19 protein-coding genes, 1 riboswitch and 2 other annotated features are annotated in these 24,675 nt (G+C 44.9%); of the genes, 15 read left to right on the top strand and 4 right to left on the bottom strand.

Annotated elements, in window-relative coordinates; all coding sequences use genetic code 11:
• Window positions 1-298: 298 nt before the first annotated feature.
• Window positions 299-901 (bottom strand): class I SAM-dependent methyltransferase, encoded by a 603-nt coding sequence (locus ACY8DX_RS12260; RefSeq protein WP_049670689.1) that lies wholly within the window; start codon window positions 899-901, stop codon window positions 299-301.
• A 123-nt stretch (window positions 902-1,024) separates the two neighbouring features.
• A riboswitch (SAM riboswitch) is annotated at window positions 1,025-1,129 on the top strand.
• Window positions 1,130-1,214: 85 nt separating this feature from the next.
• On the opposite strand from ACY8DX_RS12260, the gene ACY8DX_RS12255 reads away from it, so the two are divergent.
• Together ACY8DX_RS12255 and metH are read left to right on the top strand one after the other, a co-directional pair.
• A complete protein-coding gene (locus ACY8DX_RS12255; RefSeq protein WP_462406935.1) occupies window positions 1,215-3,065 on the top strand; it encodes a bifunctional homocysteine S-methyltransferase/methylenetetrahydrofolate reductase in 1,851 nt (616 codons plus the stop codon).
• The gene (gene metH / locus ACY8DX_RS12250; RefSeq protein WP_462405276.1) at window positions 3,062-6,502 is read left to right on the top strand and encodes a methionine synthase; all 3,441 of its coding nucleotides are present in this window, start codon (window positions 3,062-3,064) and stop codon (window positions 6,500-6,502) included. Before ACY8DX_RS12255 ends, metH begins: the two co-directional genes overlap by 4 nt.
• Window positions 6,503-6,547: 45 nt before the next feature.
• Here the strand turns inward: metH and ACY8DX_RS12245 are convergent, their stop codons facing one another.
• Together ACY8DX_RS12245 and ACY8DX_RS12240 are read right to left on the bottom strand one after the other, a co-directional pair.
• Window positions 6,548-7,504, bottom strand: coding sequence for a nucleoside hydrolase (locus ACY8DX_RS12245; RefSeq protein WP_462405275.1), 957 nt, complete (start codon window positions 7,502-7,504; stop codon window positions 6,548-6,550).
• On the bottom strand, window positions 7,501-8,454 hold the full coding sequence (locus tag ACY8DX_RS12240; protein WP_462405274.1) for a nucleoside hydrolase: 954 nt from the start codon (window positions 8,452-8,454) through the stop codon (window positions 7,501-7,503). The genes ACY8DX_RS12245 and ACY8DX_RS12240 overlap by 4 nt, the downstream gene beginning before the upstream one ends.
• 563 nt (window positions 8,455-9,017) lie before the next feature.
• Here ACY8DX_RS12240 and sucA point away from each other — a divergent pair.
• The 13 genes from sucA to trhA all read left to right on the top strand — a co-directional run bounded on the left by sucA (window position 9,018) and on the right by trhA (window position 23,885).
• Entirely contained in the window at window positions 9,018-11,864 is a 2,847-nt protein-coding gene (gene sucA / locus ACY8DX_RS12235; protein ID WP_462405273.1) for a 2-oxoglutarate dehydrogenase E1 component, read from the top strand.
• A 15-nt stretch (window positions 11,865-11,879) separates the two neighbouring features.
• Window positions 11,880-13,124: a 2-oxoglutarate dehydrogenase complex dihydrolipoyllysine-residue succinyltransferase gene (gene odhB / locus ACY8DX_RS12230; RefSeq protein WP_462405272.1), complete on the top strand. Its 1,245-nt coding sequence runs from the start codon at window positions 11,880-11,882 to the stop codon at window positions 13,122-13,124.
• Between the two features lie 91 nt (window positions 13,125-13,215).
• On the top strand, window positions 13,216-13,854 hold the full coding sequence (locus ACY8DX_RS12225; protein WP_439802075.1) for a Type 1 glutamine amidotransferase-like domain-containing protein: 639 nt from the start codon (window positions 13,216-13,218) through the stop codon (window positions 13,852-13,854).
• Window positions 13,855-14,044: 190 nt separating this feature from the next.
• Window positions 14,045-14,297: a binding site (T-box leader), on the top strand.
• A 41-nt stretch (window positions 14,298-14,338) separates the two neighbouring features.
• Window positions 14,339-14,564: a binding site (T-box leader), on the top strand.
• 50 nt (window positions 14,565-14,614) lie between these two features.
• Complete coding sequence (locus tag ACY8DX_RS12220) at window positions 14,615-16,003, top strand: anthranilate synthase component I family protein (RefSeq protein WP_462405271.1); 1,389 nt, start codon at window positions 14,615-14,617, stop codon at window positions 16,001-16,003.
• Entirely contained in the window at window positions 15,984-16,577 is a 594-nt protein-coding gene (locus tag ACY8DX_RS12215; RefSeq protein WP_462405270.1) for an anthranilate synthase component II, read from the top strand. Before ACY8DX_RS12220 ends, ACY8DX_RS12215 begins: the two co-directional genes overlap by 20 nt.
• Window positions 16,570-17,610 (top strand): anthranilate phosphoribosyltransferase, encoded by a 1,041-nt coding sequence (gene trpD / locus ACY8DX_RS12210; RefSeq protein WP_462405269.1) that lies wholly within the window; start codon window positions 16,570-16,572, stop codon window positions 17,608-17,610. Before ACY8DX_RS12215 ends, trpD begins: the two co-directional genes overlap by 8 nt.
• Window positions 17,595-18,383, top strand: a complete 789-nt coding sequence (gene trpC, locus ACY8DX_RS12205) for an indole-3-glycerol phosphate synthase TrpC (protein WP_462405268.1) — start codon at window positions 17,595-17,597, stop codon at window positions 18,381-18,383. Before trpD ends, trpC begins: the two co-directional genes overlap by 16 nt.
• Window positions 18,380-18,997 (top strand): phosphoribosylanthranilate isomerase, encoded by a 618-nt coding sequence (locus tag ACY8DX_RS12200; protein ID WP_462405267.1) that lies wholly within the window; start codon window positions 18,380-18,382, stop codon window positions 18,995-18,997. Before trpC ends, ACY8DX_RS12200 begins: the two co-directional genes overlap by 4 nt.
• Window positions 18,997-20,205 (top strand): tryptophan synthase subunit beta, encoded by a 1,209-nt coding sequence (trpB, locus tag ACY8DX_RS12195; RefSeq protein WP_462405266.1) that lies wholly within the window; start codon window positions 18,997-18,999, stop codon window positions 20,203-20,205. The genes ACY8DX_RS12200 and trpB overlap by 1 nt, the downstream gene beginning before the upstream one ends.
• Window positions 20,195-20,965: a tryptophan synthase subunit alpha gene (trpA, locus tag ACY8DX_RS12190; RefSeq protein WP_462405265.1), complete on the top strand. Its 771-nt coding sequence runs from the start codon at window positions 20,195-20,197 to the stop codon at window positions 20,963-20,965. Before trpB ends, trpA begins: the two co-directional genes overlap by 11 nt.
• Window positions 20,966-21,055: 90 nt before the next feature.
• Complete coding sequence (locus ACY8DX_RS12185) at window positions 21,056-21,529, top strand: DinB family protein (protein WP_439802083.1); 474 nt, start codon at window positions 21,056-21,058, stop codon at window positions 21,527-21,529.
• A 155-nt stretch (window positions 21,530-21,684) separates the two neighbouring features.
• Entirely contained in the window at window positions 21,685-23,127 is a 1,443-nt protein-coding gene (locus tag ACY8DX_RS12180) for an NAD(P)H-hydrate dehydratase (RefSeq protein ID WP_462405264.1), read from the top strand.
• A 113-nt stretch (window positions 23,128-23,240) separates the two neighbouring features.
• Window positions 23,241-23,885, top strand: coding sequence for a PAQR family membrane homeostasis protein TrhA (gene trhA, locus ACY8DX_RS12175; protein ID WP_462405263.1), 645 nt, complete (start codon window positions 23,241-23,243; stop codon window positions 23,883-23,885).
• 87 nt (window positions 23,886-23,972) lie between these two features.
• Here the strand turns inward: trhA and ACY8DX_RS12170 are convergent, their stop codons facing one another.
• Complete coding sequence (locus ACY8DX_RS12170; protein ID WP_462405262.1) at window positions 23,973-24,674, bottom strand: type 1 glutamine amidotransferase domain-containing protein; 702 nt, start codon at window positions 24,672-24,674, stop codon at window positions 23,973-23,975.
• Between the last annotated feature and the right edge of the window lies 1 nt (window position 24,675).

Raw genomic sequence — 24,675 nt, 5'->3', positions numbered from 1 at the left:
GATGAAAGAGATACACATTCCAGAGGGCTGGATGGAGTTTGTTTACGAACCAACTTACCCCATTTTTTTATTTAATATTGGAGATTCCATACACACTTTAAAAGTGTGAAAGGGGAATTCCCCTTCACATTTTTAATAAAATACCGGTAAATATTCGGTCTACGTATAAGACTGAGTTATTAACTGATTGATAAGAATCATATCCAATAGCTGATTAGTTCGTGATAATCGAACACCCCAAAAGGTAGATTTTAATTCTGACTTTTAGGGTGCCTCTTACAATCTTTATTAAAATAGCTTAGTCCCCTTTTATCCCGCTGACGGAAACAGCGGTACATGGTTTCAGCTCCATTTCATTTGTTCTGATGGAATGGAATCCAGTCCTTTTCATGAGTGACGAAATCTCGAGGGAGAGCTTGGCAGCGTGTTTGATGGTGGCATCCTTTTGCCGGGGCTGGACGGTGATGGTGAGGCTTCCTCCAGTTGTCAAAAGGGCATGCAAACGGCTGAGGGAGGTTTCTTTTTCTTCCCACATAGGGAAACTGTTAACGCTGTATATACGGTTATATTGATTCTCTAATGGTACATCTAAAGCTGTTCCAAGCGTGATGGTGAGACGCCCGCTTTTCAGGGAGTCTTCATTTCGCTCTTTGGCCAAGTCTATCATTGCCTGTGATGGATCAAAGCCATCAAGACGGCATTTCGGGAAGGAAGAGAGAAGCATATGCAGCCCCTCACCTGGGCCAAATCCAATCTCGAGTACTTTATCTCCATTTACCAATCCGAGCTCCTTGAAGGTCCAATCATATAATACGCCATTTTCAACTGCCATGACCTTGCCTGCTGCTTTTCCAATCAACCCCTTTGGTTCTTTAAATTGCTTTGAAACGAAATCCTTCATACATCATTCACCTCATTCCCTTATTACCCAAATATGGGAGAGGGGTAACTTTTTGAGAATAATCTTCTAAATAAATTGAAATTACTGAAAATTTGTAGTAAATTTAATAAACAATCCAATATTTTCTTATCTAGAGAGGCGGAGGGACTGGCCCTGCGAAACCTCAGCAACCTGGACAAACAGTGTCCAAGGTGCTAAATCCAGCAAGCTTAGCTTGAAAGATGAGTGCCGTACATAACTGGGGCCTTCATTTTTGAAAGGCTCTTTCTTTATAATCGGACATCCATCTGCATACTCAAGGGGAGGGGAAATGATGCGTTTACTAGAGAGACTTAAGGGGGAAATCCTTGTTGGAGATGGAGCGAGCGGTACATTGCTCTATTCCTTTGGGATAGATACATGCTATGAGGAATTAAATCTCACCAATCCAGAACGGATTGCCGAATTACATAAGGAATATATAGAAGCAGGTGCCGATCTGATTCAAACAAATACATTTGGAGCTAACTATCATAAGCTGAAGCGCTACGGACTTGAAGGTGAGGTTGAGCGGATAAACAGGGAGGGAGTCAGGCTTGCCAAGGAAGCGGCAGCAGGCCGGGTTTATGTCCTTGGTACGATAGGCGGGCTACGCAGCGTACGGAAATCCGAGCTAAGCTTGACGGAGATTGGGACCTATTTCAAAGAGCAGCTGGATGCGCTTCTTCTAGAAGAGCCGGACGGTCTAATCCTGGAAACCTATTATGACCTAGAGGAATTATTACATGTCCTTGAGATAGCAAGAAAGCAAACGAATTTACCGATTGTCGCCAATATTTCCTTGCATGAAGTCGGCCTGCTTCAAAATGGCATGCAGGTGAAGGATGCCTTTGACCTGATCAAAGGAAAAGGAGTCGATATCATTGGGTTAAATTGCCGTATGGGGCCCTACCATATGATTCGTTCATTCGAGGAGGTGCCATTAAGAGAAGATGCCTTCTACTCTGCCTATCCTAATGCGAGTCTGCCCGACTTTACGGATGGCCGTTATGTTTACTCGACTGATGCAGATTATTTTGTCAGCGCAGCGAAACAGCTCGTGGAACAGGGTGTGCGGTTAATTGGCGGCTGCTGCGGGACAACGCCCGCCCATGTACGGGCCATTAAAAAGGGGATTCTTGGTCTTGTGCCTTTGACAGAAAAGAAGGAGGTCATCAGCCGAAAATCCCATGTCTACACCTATGATTTTCGACAGCCGGATAAAGAGACGATTTTAGGGAAGGTGAAGAAAGGGCCTGCTATTCTCGTAGAATTGGATCCGCCGAAAACGCTTGGAGTGGAAGAGTTCATGAAGGGGAGTCGATATTTGCACGAGATGGGGGCTGATGCCATTACGCTAGCGGATAACTCTCTGGCCTCCCCTCGCATATCAAACGTCGCGATTGCTTCCTTGCTGAAGGCTGAGCTGAAGAAGAATCCACTTGTCCATTTGACGTGCCGCGACCACAACCTCATTGGCTTGCAATCTCATTTAATGGGGATGCACACAATAGGGCTTAATGAGGTCCTAATTGTAACGGGAGATCCCTCGAAAATCGGTGATTTTCCAGGTGCAACCTCTGTCTATGACTTGTCTTCCATTGACTTGATTTCATTAGTCAAACAGTTCAATGCGGGTATTTCCTATTCGGGGAAATCGCTGGGCGGACAGACGAATTTCGAGGTGGCTGCGGCTTTCAATCCAAATGTAAAATATGTGGATAAGGCTGTTGTGAGAATGGAGAAGAAAATCCAGGCGGGAGCGGATTATTTCCTCACGCAGCCGGTATTTTCCGTCGAGAAAATTCGGGAAGTTTATGAAGCGACCAGGCATATTAAAGCCCCGATCTTTATTGGGATTATGCCGCTGACGAGTTACCGGAATGCCTCGTTCCTGCATAATGAGGTGCCGGGAATTACCTTGCCGGAGCCTGTGCTGCGTGCAATGGAAAAGGCAGGAACAGATGCGGAGGCATCGATGAGGGAAAGTCTCGCCATTTCTAAGGAGCTTTTGGATGCGGCGGCAGAATATTTTAACGGACATTATATTATTACACCTTTTATGAGATATGAATTAAGCGGAGAACTTGTGGCATACGCCAGCACGAAGAAATCAGTCATAAGCGGGGATGTGTTTGAACAATGAATTCACATAAATTAAGAGATTTACTGAATGAGAGAATTGTCATCCTTGATGGGGCAATGGGAACGATGATCCAGGCACTTAATCTGACGGAAGCGGATTTTGGAGGGGAGGAATATGATGGGTGCAATGAATATTTGTCCATCACAAGACCGGATGCAATTCGAACCATCCATGAGCAGTATTTGCTTGCGGGAGCTGACATTATCGAGACGAATACATTCGGTGCGACACCGATTGTCCTAGATGAATATGGATTAAGCCATCTTGCCTATGAGTTGAATGTGAAATCAGCCCAGCTTGCGAGAGAGGCTGTCGATGGTCTCGGAACAGAAGACGGGACCCGCTTTGTAGCCGGCTCAATGGGACCGACAACCAAGACCTTATCTGTAACCGGAGGAACGACATTTGAGACGCTCGTCGAATCCTATGAAACCCAGGTGAGGGGCTTAATTGACGGCGGAGTTGATCTGCTCCTCCTTGAGACCAGCCAGGATATGCTGAATGTAAAGGCTGCGTATATCGGAATGCAGAATGCCTTCGTCTCAAAAGGGAGAGAGCTTCCGCTGATTCTATCAGGGACGATTGAGCCAATGGGAACAACACTTGCCGGACAAACGATCGATTCATTTTATATATCGTCCGCCCATATGAATCCATTGGCGATTGGGCTTAATTGTGCAACAGGTCCAGAATTCATGGCCGAGCATCTGCGCAGTTTATCCGAGCTGACGCCAAGTGCTGTCAGCTGTTACCCAAATGCAGGGCTGCCAGATGAGAACGGGCAGTACAATGAAACGCCGCAATCCTTATCTAAGAAAATCAAGCAATTCGCGGAAAAAGGATGGATCAATCTTGTCGGCGGATGCTGCGGTACGAACCCAGATCATATTCGGGCTATTGCCGAAGCAGTCAAAGGGATTGAGCCCCGCAGAGCACCGGAGCCTCAAATGAAGCATATGCTCTCAGGAATTGAAGCGCTGACCTATGACGATTCCATGCGCCCATTATTTGTTGGAGAACGGACCAATGTTATTGGATCACGTAAATTCAAACGGCTTATTAAAGAAAGGGCCTTTGAAGAGGCTGCCGAAATTGCCCGCGCACAGGTGAAAAAGGGAGCGCATGTCATTGATGTCTGTCTGGCTGACCCTGACAGCGATGAGGTAGAGGATATGGAGCAATTCATGAAGGTTGTCGCCAATAAAGTGAAGGTTCCCTTTGTGATTGATTCAACAGATGAAGCCGTCATTGAACGAGCACTCCGCTATTCCCAAGGGAAGGCCATCATCAACTCCATCAATCTTGAGGACGGGGAAGAGCGATTTGAGAGTATCATTCCGCTGGCGAAACAATATGGCGCAGCCCTTGTCGTCGGAACGATTGATGAGAAGGGGATGGGGGTAAGTGCTGCACGAAAGCTTGAGGTTGCCCGTCGTTCCTATGAGTTATTGACGAAGAAATATGGAATTCATCCGGAGGATATTATCTTTGATCCACTCGTCTTCCCAGTTGGAACGGGAGATGAGCAATATCGAAATGGAGCTGCCGAAACAGTTGAAGGATTAGCTGCCATCAAGAAGGAGTTCCCAGGTACACTCACCATCCTCGGAATCAGCAACGTTTCTTTTGGGCTTCCTTCTGAAGGAAGGGAAGTGTTGAATGCCGTCTATTTGTATCACTGCACGAAGGCTGGGCTTGACTATGCCATCGTCAATACAGAGAATCTGCAAAGGTTTGCCCTCATACCTGAGGAGGAAATCAAGCTTTCAGAAGACTTGCTATTTCATAATTCTGATGAAACGCTCTCGAAATTCGTGGAATTTTACCGTACGAAGAAACCGGTGGAAAAAGAGCAGAAGGAAAAGCTGCCGCTTCTTGAGCGCCTTCCTGAATATATCATTGAAGGAACGAAGGAGGGACTGAAGGAGGATATTGATGAAGCTCTCACAGAAGGAATGGCCCCTCTTGATATTATCAATGGGCCGCTAATGGCGGGGATGGCCAAGGTTGGCGAGTTGTTCAATGATAATCAGCTCATCGTTGCTGAGGTACTTCAAAGTGCAGAAGCAATGAAAGCAGCTGTCTCCCAGCTTGAACCGCTGATGACAACGTCCGGTGATAAGACTGTTAAGGGCAAAATGGTGCTCGCAACCGTGAAGGGGGATGTTCATGATATTGGGAAGAACCTCGTTGACATTATCTTAAGCAATAATGGATATGAAGTTGTGGACCTCGGCATCAAGGTAACTCCTCAAACCCTTATCGAGGCAGTAAGAAAGGAACATCCAACCATCATCGGTTTATCCGGTCTGCTTGTGAAATCAGCCCAGCAAATGGTCATAACGGCACAAGACTTGAAAGAGGCTGGAATTAATACGCCAATCATTGTCGGCGGCGCAGCCTTAACGAGGAAATTTACCACAAATAAGATTGCTCCAGAATATACTGGACCCGTCGTATATGCGAAGGATGCCATGAAAGGCCTTGATCTTGTAAACCAGCTGCATGACCAAGAAAAACAAGCAGATTTCCTCAAGGAAATAGTAGGGGAGCAACGAAAAACGACAGAACCTGAGGCGGTTAAGGCAGCACCCATTGAGAGTGCTGAAACACCTCTTAAGACGGTGCAGGACCAGTTAAGTCCGCCAGTACCGGAGGACTTAGAACGCCATATTCTGCGAGACTATCCGCTGAAGCAAGTATATCCATATATCAATAAGCAAATGCTTTTTGGACACCATTTCGGCTTAAAAGGCAATATTGATAAGCTGATTGCTGAGGAAGACCCAAAAGTGATGAACCTGCTATCCATTGTCAATGAAATTGTTGAACAAGACTTGATTAAGCTGCATGCTGCCTATCGGTTCTACCCTGCGGCAAGTAAAGGCAATGAACTGAAAATCTACTCAGACGAAAGCAGGACCCAGGTCATTGAAAGCTTTACCTTCCCGCGACAACGGAAGAATCCGTATCTGTGTCTGGCTGATTATGTGGCGGATGAAGAAGCAAATATACGTGATCATGTCGGCTTCATGATTGTCACGAGCGGCAAGGGAGTCAAGGAAATCGCTGATCAATGGAAGCGGGACGGAGAATATTTAAAGAGCCATATTATCCAGGCTCTCGCACTTGAAGCAGCAGAAGGATTCGCCGAACGGCTCCATCATATCATGCGGGATACCTGGGGAATCCATGACTCCATAGACATGACGATGAAGGAGCGCTTTAGTGCCAAATACACAGGCCAGCGCTATTCATTTGGCTATCCGGCATGCCCGAATCTTGAAGATCAAGAAAAGCTATTTGGCCTTTTGAAGCCGGAGGACATCGGCATCCATCTTACAGAAGGATGCATGATGGAGCCCGAAGCTTCCGTGTCGGTACTTGTGTTTTCGCATCCGGATGCCCGGTATTTTAATGTGGAGAGCCGGGGGTGAAAAAGAAAAGCGCTGGGAGGATTGATGCCTTCCGGCGCTTTTCTATTAATCTATCGTTCTCAATACCTCTAACAGCATTTCCTTAAAAGCAGGGCGGTTAATTGCCTCGCAAACTCGGACATTTTTTGTCCGCCCCAGCCGATTGTTAATATCAACGAGGCTGTATCCTCTTGTTAATTCCCCATTAATCTCCACATCTACATGATAACGATTGGATGTTGTCATAATCGCTTCATTCGCTGCAACTGCAACTAGAAGAGTATCTGGATGTGTCGTTCCGCTCAGTTTATGTACCTTTTTATTGAATTTCATGACAACCTTGTTGATATCCTTGAAGAAGGTTGATCCCTTAGTCTGCAGTGCCTCTATATCTAAATGATCATCGTCGTCCATAATCGAATATTGCGTACACATTTCCCAGCCGACCATGGTAATCGGGATGCCTGAATGAAGGACTATCCGCGCTGCTTCCGGGTCGACCCAGAAGTTATATTCTGCACTTGGAGTAATATTTCCAAGTGCATTATTGGTTCCTCCCATGATAGATAAATGGGGGATTTTCGGAATGATCGTGGGATCCTTCTTGATGGCCATCGCAATATTTGTCAACGGTGCAATGGCTAATAAATGTATGTCTCCTGGATACTTATGAATCGTTTCAATGAGAAAGTCGACTGCATGTCCTTCTTCAGGAGCTTGAATCGCCTTTTCGAAAAAGGAATCACCCATTCCGTCTTTTCCATGAACGTCCTCAACAGTTCGGTGCGTTTGCTCTCCAACTCCCATGATAGGACACTCACAGCCTTTGTAAACAGGCACTTGACCGCCTTTTCCACCCACTTGGATTGTATAGAGGGCATTTTCAACCTGCTGGTCAAATTGCACATTGCCGCCCGTTATCATAATTCCTTCCACCTTGAAATAATGAAGGGCAGTCAAGATGGCAATCGTATCATCGCCAGCCGTATCGGTGTCTATGATGACTCTTTTCTTATTAATCATTTGTTTGTCACCCTTGGATCTTTTTTCGCTAAATCAGTTATGTAGTCGAAAAATGCATCACGGTTGACGTCATAAACGATATGAACGGGTCTTCCATCAATTGTTTCCTCTGTGCGACCCTGGCTAGGCCCATCCGTATGGACCATGCTTTTAAGAGTCTTTACCTTAACAAGGTCACGATTTCCAACGAAGGCAGTCGTCAGGACATCCCAAAGGTAGTAGGTTGAATTGGTCGAGAAATGGACGAGCGGAGGTACCATCGCATAGCACTGACCGAGAAAATCAACGCCAATATACTTTCGCTCAGATGCCCAGCGTTCCCTAACATCCAAAGTTAACGGAACCTGGTTCGTGCTTTCCAGTGCTACAAGCTCTATCTCAATCCCGCTCTTCCAAACACGAGCAGCGGCCTCTGGGTCCCAATAAGCATTCCATTCCGCCGTTCCGTCATGCTCCGGCTCATGCACATTCCCTTCTTCCAGGAAAGTCCCGCCCATCCAAACTAAACGTTCAATCTTTTCCTCTACCTCAGGAGCATAATCTAAAGCACACGCAAGATCACTTAATGGACCTGTGAACAGCAAGGTGGTTTTCCCTTCTGTTGACTGGAGAGTCTCCACTAAATGAAGATGTGCCGGTTTACCTGAAACAGCCGTCATTATCTTGCCAGATTCATTCAAAATCGGAAGGGCATCCACATAGAAAGCGTGCATCCGCCAATCCTTCGGAAACGGATTCTTTCCCCGAGAATCTGACATCGCCACATCAATGCCGCTATAACCAAATCGGTCAATAATTTTCCTGCTTGCATATGTTGCAGGCTCCAAATAACAATCAGCAGGGATAACCCCTACACCAGTTAACTCCACATTCTCCATTTTCAACAGCAAAAACAGAGAAATTAAATCATCCACACCGCCATCATGATTAAAGTAAATTTTCTTCTTCATAAAAACCCATCCCTTCAACTACCTTGGTAACCATTCTGAACATCGCTATTATAAGAATAGTGAAAATATATTAAACATACTAAAAAATGGCGACAGTTCAACTATATAACGAGATAGGTATTTCATCAATATTCGTGGTAATTATTCAAAATGTGACACGGTTCTGGTTGTTGTGAGTAAGCAGAGCTGAGAGGGAGGGGAAAGGGTGGCATCGTCAGAGAAGGCCCACTCTTTTCCCAAATAACAGATACAAAAGGTAATCATTAGGTATACAATAGGTAATCACACTCATCAATCCACCAGCCCGATCTCACTCAAAAACCTACCTTTCCGCCCCTATAAAACTGAATTGCTATTCATTATTACTTCAATATCATTCTTTTAATCAATAAAGTTCATAATTTTTTCAATTTTAAGTTCAAACCTTTGAGTCTTAGAGCCAAATCATGGTAGAATAATGTCGGAAATGTTTTATCCTTCCGACTTTTGGATAAAGATTATTATAATATAGTATTTTGGTCGAAAGTTTAAAGCAAAACAAAGGATAACAGGGGGATTTCTCGATGAAACCTAATACACCTGATACGACAAACCCTTGGCTCGATTTCCAAGGTCCTAACTTGGGATATGTTCAGGAAATGTACGAAGTTTTCGAAACGGATCCGGCTTCGGTGGATCCGGAATTAGCGAGTTTATTTGAGCAGTGGGGGCCTCCGGTCGTTGAGGAAGCTGGTCAAGTAAGGGAGAGCAGCAATCAAGCGTTTACTGCGAAGGGGTTTGGTGCTTCTGATTTTCTTTATAAGGTTGCACAAGCGGTAAAGCTGGCAGAGGATATTCGCACGAATGGTCATTTGGCCGCGAACATTTATCCTTTATATCAAAAGGAACGAAACGGCATCGATCTTGACTTGAAACAGTACGGTTTAACGACCGAAGATTTGAAAGCGATGCCAGCGTCGATAATCAGCGAATTTATTCCAAAAAAATTGACTAATGGCTATGAAGCTATTGAATATTTGAAAATGCTTTATACGAGGACGATTGCATTTGAATTGGATCATGTGCATGACCTCAATGAAAAGAAATGGCTTACGCAGATGGTAGAAAGTACGGCTTCAGGGTTTAAGCTTCCGGATCAGAAGAAGAAGAGAATTCTGAAACGTTTGACAGAAGTAGATGGATTTGAGAAGTTCCTTCATAAGACGTTTGTCGGCCAGAAGCGTTTCTCTATAGAGGGTGTTGATTCCCTTGTGCCTCTTTTAGATGAAATCGTGTCTAAATCGGTTCGAGGCGGAACGAAGTCTATTAATATCGGAATGGCTCACAGAGGAAGATTGAATGTGCTTGCCCATGTGTTGGGTAAACCGTACAAAAACATTTTCTCTGAGTTTCAGCATGCACCAAATAAAGAGCTTGTTCCTTCCGAAGGTTCCATTGGGGTTACCTTTGGCTGGACAGGTGATGTGAAATACCATCTTGGTGCTGATAGGAAAATTAAGGAAGAGAATACAAGAGAAGCGGTTATTTCCCTTGCGAACAACCCTAGTCATCTTGAGTTCGTGAATCCGATTGTCAATGGTTTCACAAGAGCAGCTCAGGATGACCGTGCGAAGAGCGGCTATCCGGTTCATGATCCTAATGCGAGCATGGCAATCATTATTCACGGGGATGCGGCATTCCCAGGTCAGGGTGTTGTGGCAGAGGCGCTTAACTTAAGTCAGCTGAATGGCTATCAAACAGGCGGAACGATTCATATCATTGCGAACAATATGATTGGCTTCACGACAGAGAGCAGAGATTCCCGTTCAACAAGGTATTCATCAGATCTTGCAAAAGGATTCGAAATTCCAATCATTCATGTCAATGCCGATGATCCGGAGGCGGTCCTTGCAGCAGCTCTTGTGGCGTATGAGTATAGAGAGAAGTTCAAAAAGGACTTCCTAATTGATTTAATTGGCTACAGACGATTTGGCCATAACGAAATGGATGAGCCGATGACAACCAATCCAGAAATGTACAAGCTTGTGCATGCCCACCCAACTCCTCGGGAGGTATATGCAGAGCGGTTAGTTGAAGAAGGTGTCATCACGAAGGAAGAGGCGCAGCGCCTTGCGGATGAGCATGCGGCTATGCTGAAGGATTATTATAATCAAGTCGGCGAGAAGCAGGATGCAAATCTAGAGGATGCAGATGTACCGAAGATTATTGAATCCGGTATTCCAAAGGTTGAGACGAAGGTAGAGCTGGGTGAATTGCAAAAGATTAATCAAGATTTGCTTAAACGTCCAGACAATTTCACTGTCTTCAAAAAGCTCGATAAAATTTTGATGAGAAGAAGCGATGCCTTAAACGAGGGCAATAAAGTGGATTGGGCATTGGCAGAGGCGCTTGCGTTTGCTTCTATTATCAAGGATGGTACGCCAATCAGGCTGACTGGACAGGATTCAGAGCGTGGAACATTCGCCCATAGAAACCTGGTGCTGCATGACTCTGAAACAGGTGAAACATTCTCGCCTCTTCATACGCTTGAAGGAGCGAAAGCATCCTTTGCGATCCATAACAGTCCATTATCTGAGGCAGCGGTTATTGGCTTTGAATACGGCTACAATGTGTATTCTCAAGACACGCTTGTTCTCTGGGAAGCACAATATGGAGACTTTGCCAATACGGCTCAAGTATTCTTTGACCAGTTCATCGCAGCCGGCAGGGCGAAATGGGGACAAAAGTCCGGTCTTGTCATGCTACTTCCGCATGGATATGAGGGACAAGGACCAGAACACTCCAGTGCTCGTTTGGAACGTTTCCTGTCTCTAGCGGCAGAAAATAACTGGACTGTAGCGAATTTGAGCAGTGCGGCTCAATATTTCCATATTTTAAGAAGACAAGCTTCTATTCTAGGCAAGGAAGAGGTTCGTCCACTCGTCTTAATGACACCTAAGAGCTTACTTAGAAATCAAGTTGTGGCGAGTGAGCCGCAGGAGTTCAGTGAAGGAGAATTCAAATCCTTTATCGAGCAGCCCGGCCTCGGCAAAAACAAAAAAGCTGTTGAGAGAATCCTATGTGCAACTGGTAAGATGGCGATTGATCTTGCACAGGCAGTCGAAGGAAAAGAAGATATGGACTGGCTCCATATTGTCAGAATCGAAGAGATTTATCCATTCCCATTTGCGGGTGTGAAAGAGTTGTTCGATTCCTACCCTAATTTGAAAGAAATCATGTGGGTACAAGAGGAACCGAAGAATATGGGTGCCTGGACATTTGTTGAACCGCGTTTAATTGCGGCAGCACCAGAAGGGGTAACAGTGGATTATATCGGAAGAAGAAGACGTTCATCTCCAGCAGAGGGAGATCCAACGATTCATAAAAAAGCTCAAAATCGTATCATCACAAGTGCACTTACACGCGAATAGAGGAGGAAAAAGAAAATGGCAGAAGTTATCGTACCAGAATTGGCAGAATCAATTACAGAGGGAACAATAGCCCAGTGGCTTAAACAACCGGGTGACACAGTTGAAAAAGGGGATTATATTGTTGAACTCGAAACAGATAAAGTAAATGTGGAAATCATCTCTGAGTATGCAGGTGTGTTAAAGGAACAATTAAAAGAGGAAGGTGACACTGTATTAGTAGGTGAAGCCATTGCCATTGTAGACGGAGAGGGCGGCGGAAGTGCCCCTGCACCGAAGAAGGAAGAACCAAAACAAGCAGAAGCACCTCAAGAAGAACAGCAAAGTAAACCAGCACCTGAGCAGGAAGTGAAAAAAGGCCAGCAGACTGTCGCTTCTCCTTCTGCCCGAAAACTAGCGCGTGAAAAAGGCATTGATCTATCTGAAGTACCAACGGTTGATCCGCTTGGACGTGTGCGAAAGCAAGATGTGGAATCCTTTGATCCAAATAAAGCGCAAGCTCCGAAGGCCGCAAAACCAGAACCGAAAAAAGCACCAGAGGCAAAACCGGCTCCATCCGGAAAACCGGAAGAGCGCGTGAAAATGTCTAGAAGACGTCAAACAATCGCTAAACGCTTGGTTGAGGTTCAACACAATACAGCGATGCTGACTACCTTCAATGAAGTGGACATGACGAATATCATGAACCTGCGTAATAAACGGAAGGATGCCTTCTTGAAAGAAAATGATGTGAAGCTTGGATTCATGTCGTTCTTTACAAAAGCGGTTGTCGGCTCATTGAAGAAATTCCCGATGCTAAATGCGGAAATCCAAGGGGATGAGCTGCTTATCAAGAAATATTATGATATCGGTGTAGCGGTATCTGCGCCAGAAGGATTGGTTGTACCAGTCGTAAGAGATGCAGACCGTATGAATTTCGCTGAAATCGAAAAAGAAATCGGTACCCTTGCGAAGAAGGCCCGCGATAATAAATTGGCCCTTCAAGATTTGCAGGGCGGCACATTCACCATCACAAACGGCGGTGTATTCGGATCCCTTATGTCTACACCAATCTTAAATGGTACACAGGTCGGTATTCTAGGAATGCATGGCATCAAGCTACGTCCAATTGCGATTGACGAGACAACTATTGAAAATCGTCCAATGATGTACATTGCCCTTTCCTATGACCACCGAATCGTTGATGGAGCAGAAGCGGTTAGCTTCTTAGCCAATATCAAGAAATTAGTAGAAGATCCTGAAAGCTTATTGCTTGAAGGTTGATTATATGAAGGAGAGAACAGCCATTTTGATGGCTGTTCTTTTTTTACTGTTTTCGTTACCTAGATAACATGTTAAAATGGCTGACAACTAATTGGATAGAGGGGAGGTAATCATTGTTGGGAAATTATTCTTAACTTCTAATGGTTTTCATACTGATGAGATGAAAGCAACTTTCCTAAAAGAAGTTGGTGGGAAAATAAGTGAATTAAGGGTTTCAATCATTACAACTGCCTCACCGATAAAAGAACAAAATAAATATGTTCAAAAAGCATACAATGATTTCAGAGATATGGGGTTTAACTTCATTAATTTTCTTGATTTAGAGTACGATGATCCAAAGGTCCTTTTAAATTGTGATGTAATCTATATAAATGGTGGAAATCCATTTCATTTATTACTCCATATTAAAAGAAGCGGTTCCGAAGAAATCTTTAGGCGTTTATCCCAACAAAATATAATATTTGTTGGTGTCAGTGCTGGTGCTATCGTTTTAGGACCAAATATTCATATTGTACAATTTTTCACGCCAGAAATGAATAACGTAAACCTTGAAGATTTAACCGGTTTAAACCTGGTAGAACTTATGGTGTTTCCTCACTACGATAGAGAGGACATTTTTAAAGACAGCACAGGTAAAACCATAGAAGAAAGATTATGCGAGTTCGAGGTTGTTAATAATTGTGTGATTCATAGAATGAAAGATGACCAATTCATTCTATTGGAAACTTAAGACCTTTTATACGTACCATTTCAGAATAAAGAGAGAGTCCTCTGTTTTGTCAATTCATTATGAGTATTTAAAAAGATTAGATGGATTATTTTTGAAAATATCGGTTGACAATTCAGAATAATTAAATTATGATAAATCAAACCAATGGATGTTATTGGATATATTCCAACGTTATATATGTTGAATAAGATTATTGGCGTTGAAGAAGAGGAGTAGCCCTTGAAGGAGTTTTAGAGAGCCGGTGGCTGGTGGGAACCGGTACGAATTCTTTGGTGAATGGACTTCTGAGCTTTCAGGCAGAACATTTATTTAGTGGATTAGTATGCCCTGAACGGTGGTGGCAGCCGTTATATAATGCCAGACAGTTGAAGCTAGCTGTCTCAAAGTGGATTGTTCTTTTTGACAATCAATTAAGGTGGCACCGCGGGTCTTCCGTCCTTATCTGATAAGGATGGAAGACCCTTTTTGTATACAATTAAATTAGATTAACACGTTAAGAAAGAGGAGTAGCGGTAAGTGATGCATATCAGAGAGCCGGGAATGGTGAGAACCGGCATGCTGGCTTTCCGTGAATGGGCTTTCGAGTGATTTCTTGAACCGTCAGTAGGGAAATCCGGGTTTCCGCCGTTAAAAGGATAGGGTATCGAACTATTTTTCCGTACCTGAATAGAGTCCTAACGGGGGTGGCACCACGATCATACGTCCTCCATAAGCATGTTTCTATGCTTATGGAGGATTTTTTATTTGGAGGAGATTAGGAATGAGGGAGCGGCAAGTATTTAAACGAATGATTTCAGGAGAAGAAAGACAGAAAGCCTATGCGCTTGAAAGGATGAAGGACGTTGCCATATTAGAGTTTCCGACGCTTGAACATGGAAGGCTGCGGATTCTTGCCTTTAATGTGCACGCTGAAGTGGTCCAAAGGGATGGTATTTTAACCGTTAAGTCTAAGGGGGCGACGGAAATCATTTCGGAGGATGCCCAAGACTATATGAAGAGCTGGCTGACGAGTCAAGGTGAGGAAGTATCCTCCCTTCCATTTGCAGGAGGGGCGATTGGCTACTTCGGATATTCCTACTCCTTTCAATTTGAGGACTTAGAGATACCGGCTGATGACCCGCTGGGTATGAATGATCTGCATCTGCTATTTCATTCAGATTATATCGTGTTCAGCGGTAATGACGAAGAAGAGTGTCAGCAGATTCATATTCAGTACGGCAGCTCTATTTCACCGGAGGAAGCGGAGGAACAGATGGCAAGTGTGCTTGATCAAGCTTGTGCTGGAGAGCGGGGGAAAGAGAAAGCCGCTTATTCGATTGGTTCATTAACCAGCAACTCAACGAAAGCCTCCTTTATGAAAGCGGTCGAATCGATTAAAAATCACATCAGGGAAGGCGACATCTTTCAAGCTGTGCTATCCCAAAGGTGGACGGGAGTTTTTCATGGTTCAAGCCTGGCCTGCTTTAGGGAGATGAAAGAACAGCAGTCAACCTCCTTCAGCTTTTATCTTCCCTTCGAGGATTGCGAGGTTTTTGGCTGTTCACCTGAACGACTGCTTGCCGTTGATCAAGGGGTTATCCATTCCAATCCAATTGCGGGGACGCGGAGGAGAGGAAGTTCACTAAGAGAGGATGAACAGCTGATAGAGGAGCTGCTCTCTGATGAAAAGGAAAAGGCGGAGCATTTGATGCTTGTTGATTTGGCTAGAAATGACCTTGGCAGGATTTGCCGAAAAGAGAGCATTAGGCTTCACCGTTTCATGCAGATTGAGAAATATAAGAATGTCATTCACTTAGTTTCAGAGATTACGGGTACGATGGCAGATACAATTCACCCGTTAGATGCTGTGAAAGCCTGTCTGCCTGCGGGAACGGTCTCAGGTGCTCCGAAGATTAAGGCAATGGAGCTAATCTCGGCGCATGAGCAGGAGAAAAGAGGGGCATATGGCGGCGGTGTCGGATTTATTTCCTTTGAAGGCAGGATGGATTTGGCTCTCGCTATTCGGATGGCGGTCGTAAAGGATGGAAGAATCCATCGCCAATCTGGGGCGGGAATCGTTCATGATTCCATTCCAGAAAATGAATGGTATGAAACGCTTCATAAAGCAGGTTTAAAGGAGGTTGCCTTAAATGATTTTACTGATCGATAATGTTGATTCGTTTACGTATAACCTGTATCAGCTTTGTCTCGAACTGGGAGAAGAAGTAGTGGTGAGAAGGAATAATGCCCTCTCAGTTCGTGAGGTGGCATTGATGAGGCCGGATGCCATTATTCTTTCGCCAGGTCCTGGCAGACCGGAGGACAGTGGAATTTGTGCTGAGGTGGTCAAAGCTTTTTATAAGGATGTTCCCATTCTCGGCGTTTGTCTTGGGCATCAGCTGATTGGACAGCTTTTCGGGGCGACGATCACAAGGGCAAGGCAAATAAAGCATGGAAAGTGCTCCAGAATGATTCATCAATCAGGCGGGATTTTTGAAGGCATTGAACCAAGCTTTGAGGCGATGAGATACCATTCGCTCGTCATTAAGCGTGGAAGCCTTCCGGAATGCTTTGAACAAACAGCTGTTTCAGAGGATGATCAGGAAATCATGGGAATCGCGCATAAGCAGTATCCGCTTTATGGGGTGCAATTTCATCCTGAATCCATTGGTACACCGATTGGCAAACAGCTATTAATGAATTTTCTTTCATTAAATCAAAAGGAGAGGGTTATATATGCATGAATATCTACGAGTGTTGAGCAGAGGAGAAAGGGTTCGGGGAGAAACGCTGGAGGAGGCGGTCAAGGCGCTCATGACATCTGCGTGCTCAGAGGCGGAAATCGCTGCCTTTCTTATGGGAATGAATCATCCAAGCCATCAAGCAGATGAAGAGGATTTATATGTCATATCTGAGACTATCCGCAAAGCATCGAGCCATAAGCTGGCCGATATTCATGGGGCAATGGACAATTGCGGGACAGGAGGCGACCATAGCAATAGCTTTAATATTAGCACAGCAGCAGCCTTTCTCCTTGCAAGTGCAGGCATCAAGATGGCTAAAAACGGAAACCGGAATATGACCAGCAGATCAGGAAGCATGGATGTGCTGCAGTCACTTGGGATCAATACATTGAATGATGAGGCCGAGGCAAGAAGACAATTGGAGGAGCATAATCTCGTATTTCTGAATGCCGGGCATATTCACCCAGGATTAAAGAATGTTGCTGCTGTTAGAAAGCAGTTGAAGATCCCAACTGTTTTTAATGTCATTGGACCATTGACGAATCCGGTCCCGCTTGACTATCAGGTGGTCGGTATTTATGACGAAAGTTTGCTTGAGGTATATGGGCGGACTTTAGTGAAAGCCGGAAGGAAGAGGGCAGCTGTTATTCGTGGTGCGGGAGGGATGGATGAAGCATCTCTCAGCGGAGATAATGTGATTGTCTTGATTGATAGAGGGAGTATGCGCCGAATTCATCTTCATCCTGAGCAAGTTGGCTTGCCTGTGATTGCGAATGAAGCTCTTAAAGGCGGTGGTCCTACAGAGAATGCAGAAATTCTCATCCATTTGCTGAAGGGAGAGCGGAGTGCTTACAGGGATGCAGTCCTCCTGAATGCCGCCATTGGTCTTTATGTGGCAGAGAAGGCGGCATCATTTGCCGAAGGAATTCATGTGGCTGGGAAGTTGATTGATTCAGGAGAAACGCTGCGGAAATACGAGGCATTAAAGCAGTATGGCACAAGAATGGAGGAAGACGAATGTCAGATTATTTAACGAAAATCGTCGAAAGCAAAAAGGAATACTTGGCTGATGGGCAGCTAGAGACATTAGGATTGTCCCAGAGAAGGGAGCGGCCGATGAACAGCTTCACAGAACGGGTCCGCAATAAGCATACTCTTGGAATCCTGGCAGAATTCAAACGTTCCTCTCCCTCCCTTGGAGCAATCAATCACTCAGTTGAGCCGGTTTTTATGGCGAATAAATATGCTCAGGGCAGAGCGGACGGCATCTCTGTTCTTACAGATGAACTTTATTTCAATGGGCATATGAGTGATTTGCAAAAGGTGGCAAAGGAAGTGAATCTGCCAGTCCTATGCAAGGACTTCATTATTGAGGAAAGGCAGATCAATCAGGCTTATCAGGCAGGAGCAGGAATCATTCTCCTTATTGTCCGAATACTTGATCAGGATAAGCTTGTTATTTTATATAATCACGCCCGCAGGCTCGGTCTAGAGGTCTTGTTAGAGATTCATGATGAAAAGGATTTAGAGGCAGCCATGACCTTGAAGCCTGATTTAATTGGAATCAATAACCGGAATCTGCATGAGTTTTCAACCAATCTCTCCACAACGGAATCGCTCATGCGCCTGATTACAGACCCATCAATAATTGTTGTCAGTGAGAGCGGCATTAAGAGCAGGGAGGATTGTGAGCGGGTTGCCGCAGCAGGTGTGGATGCCGTCTTAATCGGAGAAGCTTGCATGAAACATCCCCGTCCAGAAGAGTTTCTGGCCGAGATCGGCCAAATTGAAAGAAGGCCCTTATGATGAACGTGAAGATTTGCGGCATTCAAACAGGTGAAGATGCTCAAACTGCTGTCAGACTGGGAGCTGATGCATTGGGGTTTGTATTCGCTGACAGTAAAAGGCGCATCACACCGGCGGATGTTCGGGCCATAACGGAGAATGTCCCAAAAGAGTATCTGAAGGTGGGCGTTTTCGTCAATGAGCATCCGCTCATGGTGAATGAGATTGCCGGGTTCTGCGGACTCGATGCCATTCAATTACATGGAGACGAATACACCGCTGATTATGAAATCATCGGTTTGCCCATCATTCGTTCCATACCGGTCATTGCAGGAGAGAATGTTTTCCTCCAAAAGTATGGAAAGGCAGATTATTATCTTCTGGATACAGGTGGTGGGAAGGCAAGGGGCGGAATGGGGATTGCCTTTGACTGGAGGCAGGTTCGCGGTATTGGCCTTGGAGACGATAAGGTAATTTTGGCAGGCGGTTTAAACCCAGCTAATGTTAGGGATGCCATACAAATCGTTCATCCTTATATGGTGGATGTATCAAGCGGGGTAGAAACAGATAGAGTGAAGAACCCAGCCTTAATGAAGGCGTTTATCGATGCAGTAAAGAGGGAGGAGATGGTGTAATGACAGTGCAAGCAGAAAAGAACAATAACGGAAGATATGGCGAGTATGGGGGCAAATTTGTCCCGGAGACCTTGATGCCAGCCCTATTGGAGCTAGAGGAAGCCTATGAGAGAATTGGAGTGAGTGATGATTTTCAAAGTGAATATCAATCCTTATTGAAGAATTATGTCGGCCGGGAAACACCGCTCTATTATGCGAAGAACTTAACTGAGCATTTAGGAGGACCAAGAATTTATTTGAAAAGAGAGGATTTAAACCATACGGGTGCACACAAAATCAATAACACACTCGGCCAGGCACTCCTGGCGAAGAAGATGGGCAAGAAAAGGGTCGTCGCAGAGACAGGTGCCGGCCAGCATGGGGTAGCGACAGCTTCTGTCTGTGCTTTACTAGGTCTTGAGCCAATCATTTTTATGGGGGAAAAGGATATTGCAAGGCAAAAGCAAAACGTTATCAGGATGGAGCTGCTTGGGGCAACGGTCGTGCCGGTTACATCAGGAAGTAAAACATTGAAGGACGCGGTCAATGAAGCCTTGCGTTATTGGGTGGTTCATATTGAGGATACCCATTATTTAATGGGGTCGGTTCTTGGCCCGCATCCTTTCCCATTAATTGTACGTGATTTCCAGAGTGTAATTAGTAAGGAGGCAAGGGAGCAGATGCTTAGACTTGTCGGGACATTGCCTGATGCGGTGGTGGCCTGTATTGGCGGTGGAAGCAATGCAATGGGGATGTTTTATCATTTCTTGCCGGATAAGACGGTCGAGTTGATTGGTGTCGAGGCGGCTGGCAAGGGTGTGGATACGGATTATCATGCAGCTTCCATCACGAAGGGAAAAAAGGGGATTCTTCATGGGGCCTATATGTATTTACTTCAGGATGATAGTGGTCAAATACAAGAAGCCCATTCAATCTCTGCAGGACTTGACTATCCAGGTGTCGGACCAGAGCATTGCTACTTAAAGGATATCGGCAGGATAGAATATACATCCATTACAGATCATGAAGCATTGGAGGCGTTCATGCTTCTCACTTCCAAGGAAGGAATCCTTCCAGCACTCGAGAGCTCTCATGCGATTGCTGAGGTGATGAAAAGAGCCCCGCAGATGAGCCATGAGCAATCTGTCATTGTCTGCCTGTCAGGTCGGGGGGATAAAGATATGGATACGGTCATAAAAGAACTGGGAGGGGAAGAGAATGAGCAATAAACTGACTGACCAATTACAAAAACGTAAAGATAACGGAGACAAAGGTTTTATCCCATATATCATGGCAGGAGACGGCGGCTTAGAACAGCTGTCTGAAACGATTCGTTATCTGGAAGGAATTGGTGCAGCGGCAGTTGAAATTGGGATACCTTTCTCTGACCCCGTAGCTGATGGTCCAAGTATTCAGGAAGCTGGCCTGCGTGCGCTCAAGGCAGGAGTGAACTTAAGAGGCGTCTTATCAGAACTCTCTAAGCATGAATTTTCAGTTCCGCTCATTATCATGACCTATGCCAATCCAATCATGCAAATGGGGCCGGAACACTTTGCAAGGGAGGCTGCGAATGCAAGGATTTCAGGCTGTATAATACCGGATGTCCCGCTGGAGGAGGAAGCACTCTTTAAGGAGCCGCTAAATGATACGGGCATCGTCTTGATCCGGTTAGTACCGCTGACGGCATCATTGGAACGATTGCAGGCTTTAAGCAGCAGGGCTGAGGGGTTCTTATATGCCGTTACCGTAAATGGTGTGACAGGGGAGAAGGCTGAGCTCGAACAGAACTATTTACGAGAAAGAGTCCAGAGGCTGAAGGAAATGACTGACACACCTGTTTATGCAGGGTTCGGAATTTCCAATCCGCAGACGGCTAATACCCTGCTGACCTTTTGTGACGGGGTCATTGTCGGTTCGAAAATCGTGGATGCCCTGCATCATCAAGACAGAGAAGGGATTGGAACATTTGTTGCAGGAATAAAGCACTAAAGTTTGATGTTGTTTTCCAAAAGCTGTTAGCGGGTATGAATGAACATGGCCACATATGTGGACTATTCAGTTGCATCGGGAGGGAATTTGATGAAAACAGCCGGAATGAAAAATCAATTTTATCTGACACGTAAAAAATTGAAAGAGGTTGTGAGTGATTTATCGGAACCTGAAGCGGACTTTCAACCAGAGGGATTCTCTAATACTATCAGGTGGCAGCTGGGTCATCTTTTAGTCAGCGCAGAGAGTTTTCTATTTGGATATCCAGAGGGAAGCTCTCCTGTTCCTAAGTTGTATGCAAGCTTTTTTGAGAGTGGGACAGCTCCTTCAAGATGGCAGAGAAGTGCTCCTTCCCTAGAGGAACTGATAAAACAATTAGAGACACAGGAAAGAAGGATTGAGGACTTACCGAAAGAATTTTGGAGCGAAAAGATTTCAAGTCCTATTCCGAGCCTGAAGATTGAAGACCGGGAAGAATTATTCCATTTGATCCTGCATCATGAAGCCATGCATCTTGGGCAGATCCAATCCATCAAAAGACTGATTACTGTGGAGAGCCGTTAATTATTAAGGATATAAAGGCATTCAGAATCCATAATCTGAATGCTTTTTTTATGGATATGCAGGGGATATATAAAAGGTTGTTTCGAAAACAAACAAAATTTTCAGACTAATAATAGTTATTATTGTATAATAATTTCAAAGGAGGTTTGCTCATTATGAATATCTATTTTGCAAGGGAGATAAGGGATAGTGACCAAACAGCAGATGCAAACGGATTATCTATCAATACCTTAATGGAGAATTCCGGACATGCTCTGTTTGAGGGAATGAAGAAGCTTCTAGATAAGGAACAGAGAATCGGTATTCTCGCAGGCAGCGGGAATAATGGAGGCGATGGAATTGTTCTTGCACGCCTTTTGAAGAACCACGGGTTTAAGGCAGAGCTGATTTTCCCATTAGGTATTCCGTCTACACAAGTGGCTCATGATCATTTGGCCTATTATCAAAGCTTGGGATATGCTTATTCAAGCCAGTTGGACGGGAATTATGACGTCTTAATAGATGGTCTATTTGGAATAGGATTCAGGCCGCCTTTCACGGAGGAGATGAATCGATTGCACCAGCAATGGATGGACTCCAAGGCCTTAAAGATGGCGATCGACGTTCCCTCTGGAACAGAAGCAGACTATGGAAGAGTACAGGCAGCCTTTAAGGCGGATCACACCTTCTGTCTTCATGGGGCTAAACCATCTGCTTTCTTGTATCCGTCAAGCACCTATTATGGCGAATTGCATATTGTGGATATTGGGCTCCCTTCGCAGGCGAGATTCCGGATTTGGACGGAGGATGATGTAAGGGCAACATGGCATGTCGAGGAGGAAAATCCACATAAAGGAACGTTCGGGACTGGTTTGCTGATTGCTGGAAGCAGGCAGATGCCTGGCTGTGCTTTGCTCGCTGGAACAGGGGCTATGCGTGCAGGAATCGGAAAGCTTGTGATTGCAACAGAGGAAGAAGTAGTGCATAAATGCACCATTTCCCTGCCTGAGGCTACATATGTAGATCGTTCGAAATCAAACTGGCAGCAGGATTTAACGCAGAAGTATACAGCTGTGGCCATTGGACCAGGCATCAATCCTGATGAATCACTAGAGGAGTTGATTGCTGCCTATCTTAATGAAACAGATTATCCGCTTATCCTAGACGCAGGAGCCCTCTCAGAGCGCAGCTATCCAAAACAGCGGAAGGGTCCTATTATTTTGACACCACACCCAGGAGAAATGGCAAGGATAGCAGGGAAAACCGCCGTGGAAGTGAATGAGAACCGGATTCAGACAGCAAGCGATTATGCGGTCAAACATCAGGTAACAGTCGTGCTGAAAGGAGTGAATACGGTTATTGCTTTTCCCGACGGAACTGGCTATGTAAATATTACAGGAAACAGGGGATTATCCAAAGGCGGGACAGGGGATACCTTAACAGGAATCCTGCTAGGGCTCCTAACTCAAGGGTACCGGAAAGCAGCCATTATGAATGGTGTTTATCTTCATGGGAAGACAGCAGAGCTTTATAGTGAGAATCATGCACCGAGTGCTATGCTGGCATCGGATATTATGCGAATATGGCCTGAGCTGCTTCGGAGGTTAGACCTAGAGTAGGTCATACAAAAGATTTTGTTGAATCACATCAAATTTTGAAAAAAATGAATGATTTGATGCTAAAAAAACTTATAAACGGGAATAGACTTAGAAAACATGAAGGGAGCCATGTCATGGATCGTGTCTATACGTATACGAAGAAAGAAGAAGTAGTGAATGCCATTACACACGGGATAGGAGTTGGACTTTCCATTGCAGCTTTAGTGCTCATGATTACGAATACTGTCGTAAACGGAGCAACTGGCAGGCTCGCGATTGTCCTGATATATGGAATTTCCATGCTGATGCTATTTACCTTTTCGACATTATGTCATGCATTTCCTGAAGGAAAGACGAAAATGGTCTTGGAGTTATTTGACCATACATCCATCTACTTGTTTATTGCAGGTACCTACACACCCTATGCGGTAATTGCCATAGGCGGCAAGACGGGATATACGCTGCTGGCTCTTGTATGGGGATTAGCCTTTTTGGGCATTATCTTTAAGGCGTTTTTCTTAAGGAAATTAATGATCATTTCCACCTTAATTTATATTGTCATGGGATGGATGATTGTGGTAGCGTGGGAGCCCCTTTCACAAGCGGTGCCGCCGATGGGGCTGCAGATGCTTATTTATGGGGGGCTTTTATACACATTAGGGTCTATTTTCTACGTATGGAGAGGTTTTCCGTATCATCATGCTGTATGGCATTTAATGGTACTCGTTGCCTCCATTCTCCATTTTCTATCCATTTTCCTATATATTTTGCCCCTATAATCAATATAAAGAAAGCCGATTCAGACCTTCCTGACGAAGCAGGAGGAGTGAATCGGCTTTTTTATCGAACGTTCTTTGACAGAACTCTTATTGATATACATGCGCTTGCAGGATTTTTAAGGTTTTCTCGCCCACTGCCCGCGCACTTTGCGGATTTTGTCCGGTGATGATTCGTTTGTCCTCCACCACATGACTGGTGAAAGGAATCGTTGATTTCTTATAGGACTTGGCGACAGACCGCAGTTCATCCTCAAGATAAAAAGGAATTTTTCCCCCTTGGAATATCAGTTTTTCTTCTATATTTGAATACCCGGTCACTTCGACATTCTCAAGAAGGTGGGTGCCATCTGATAAGCGCGTGCGAAGTAATGCTGCAGGTCCATGGCAGACAGCTGTTACGAGACCGCCATTTTCATAGATTGCGGCCGTAATTTCTTGGATTTTCTTTGATTCAGGGAAATCCCATAGGGTACCATGACCTCCGGCAAAGAAGACACAATCATAATCCTGTCCATTGATCTCTTCAAGTGGCAATGAGTGATCAAGCTTACTGATGAAATAAGGGTCGAGATGATAGGTTTTTGATGTTTGGTCCATGATGACCGGAAGCAGGCTTTTTGGGTCAATCGGCACCTTGCCTCCATTGATGCTCACTATATCAATCGGGAACCCAGCGACTCTTACGACATCATAGAAATGCACGAGTTCACTGAACCATAACCCGGTTTTATCTGTATCCTTTTTCATCGTTCCGTGGCTTGTGACAATTGCCAATACTTTCTTTTTCAAT

The organism is Gracilibacillus sp. Marseille-QA3620 (genome assembly GCF_054950035.1).
This window is presented reverse-complemented; position numbering and strand designations above follow the sequence as displayed.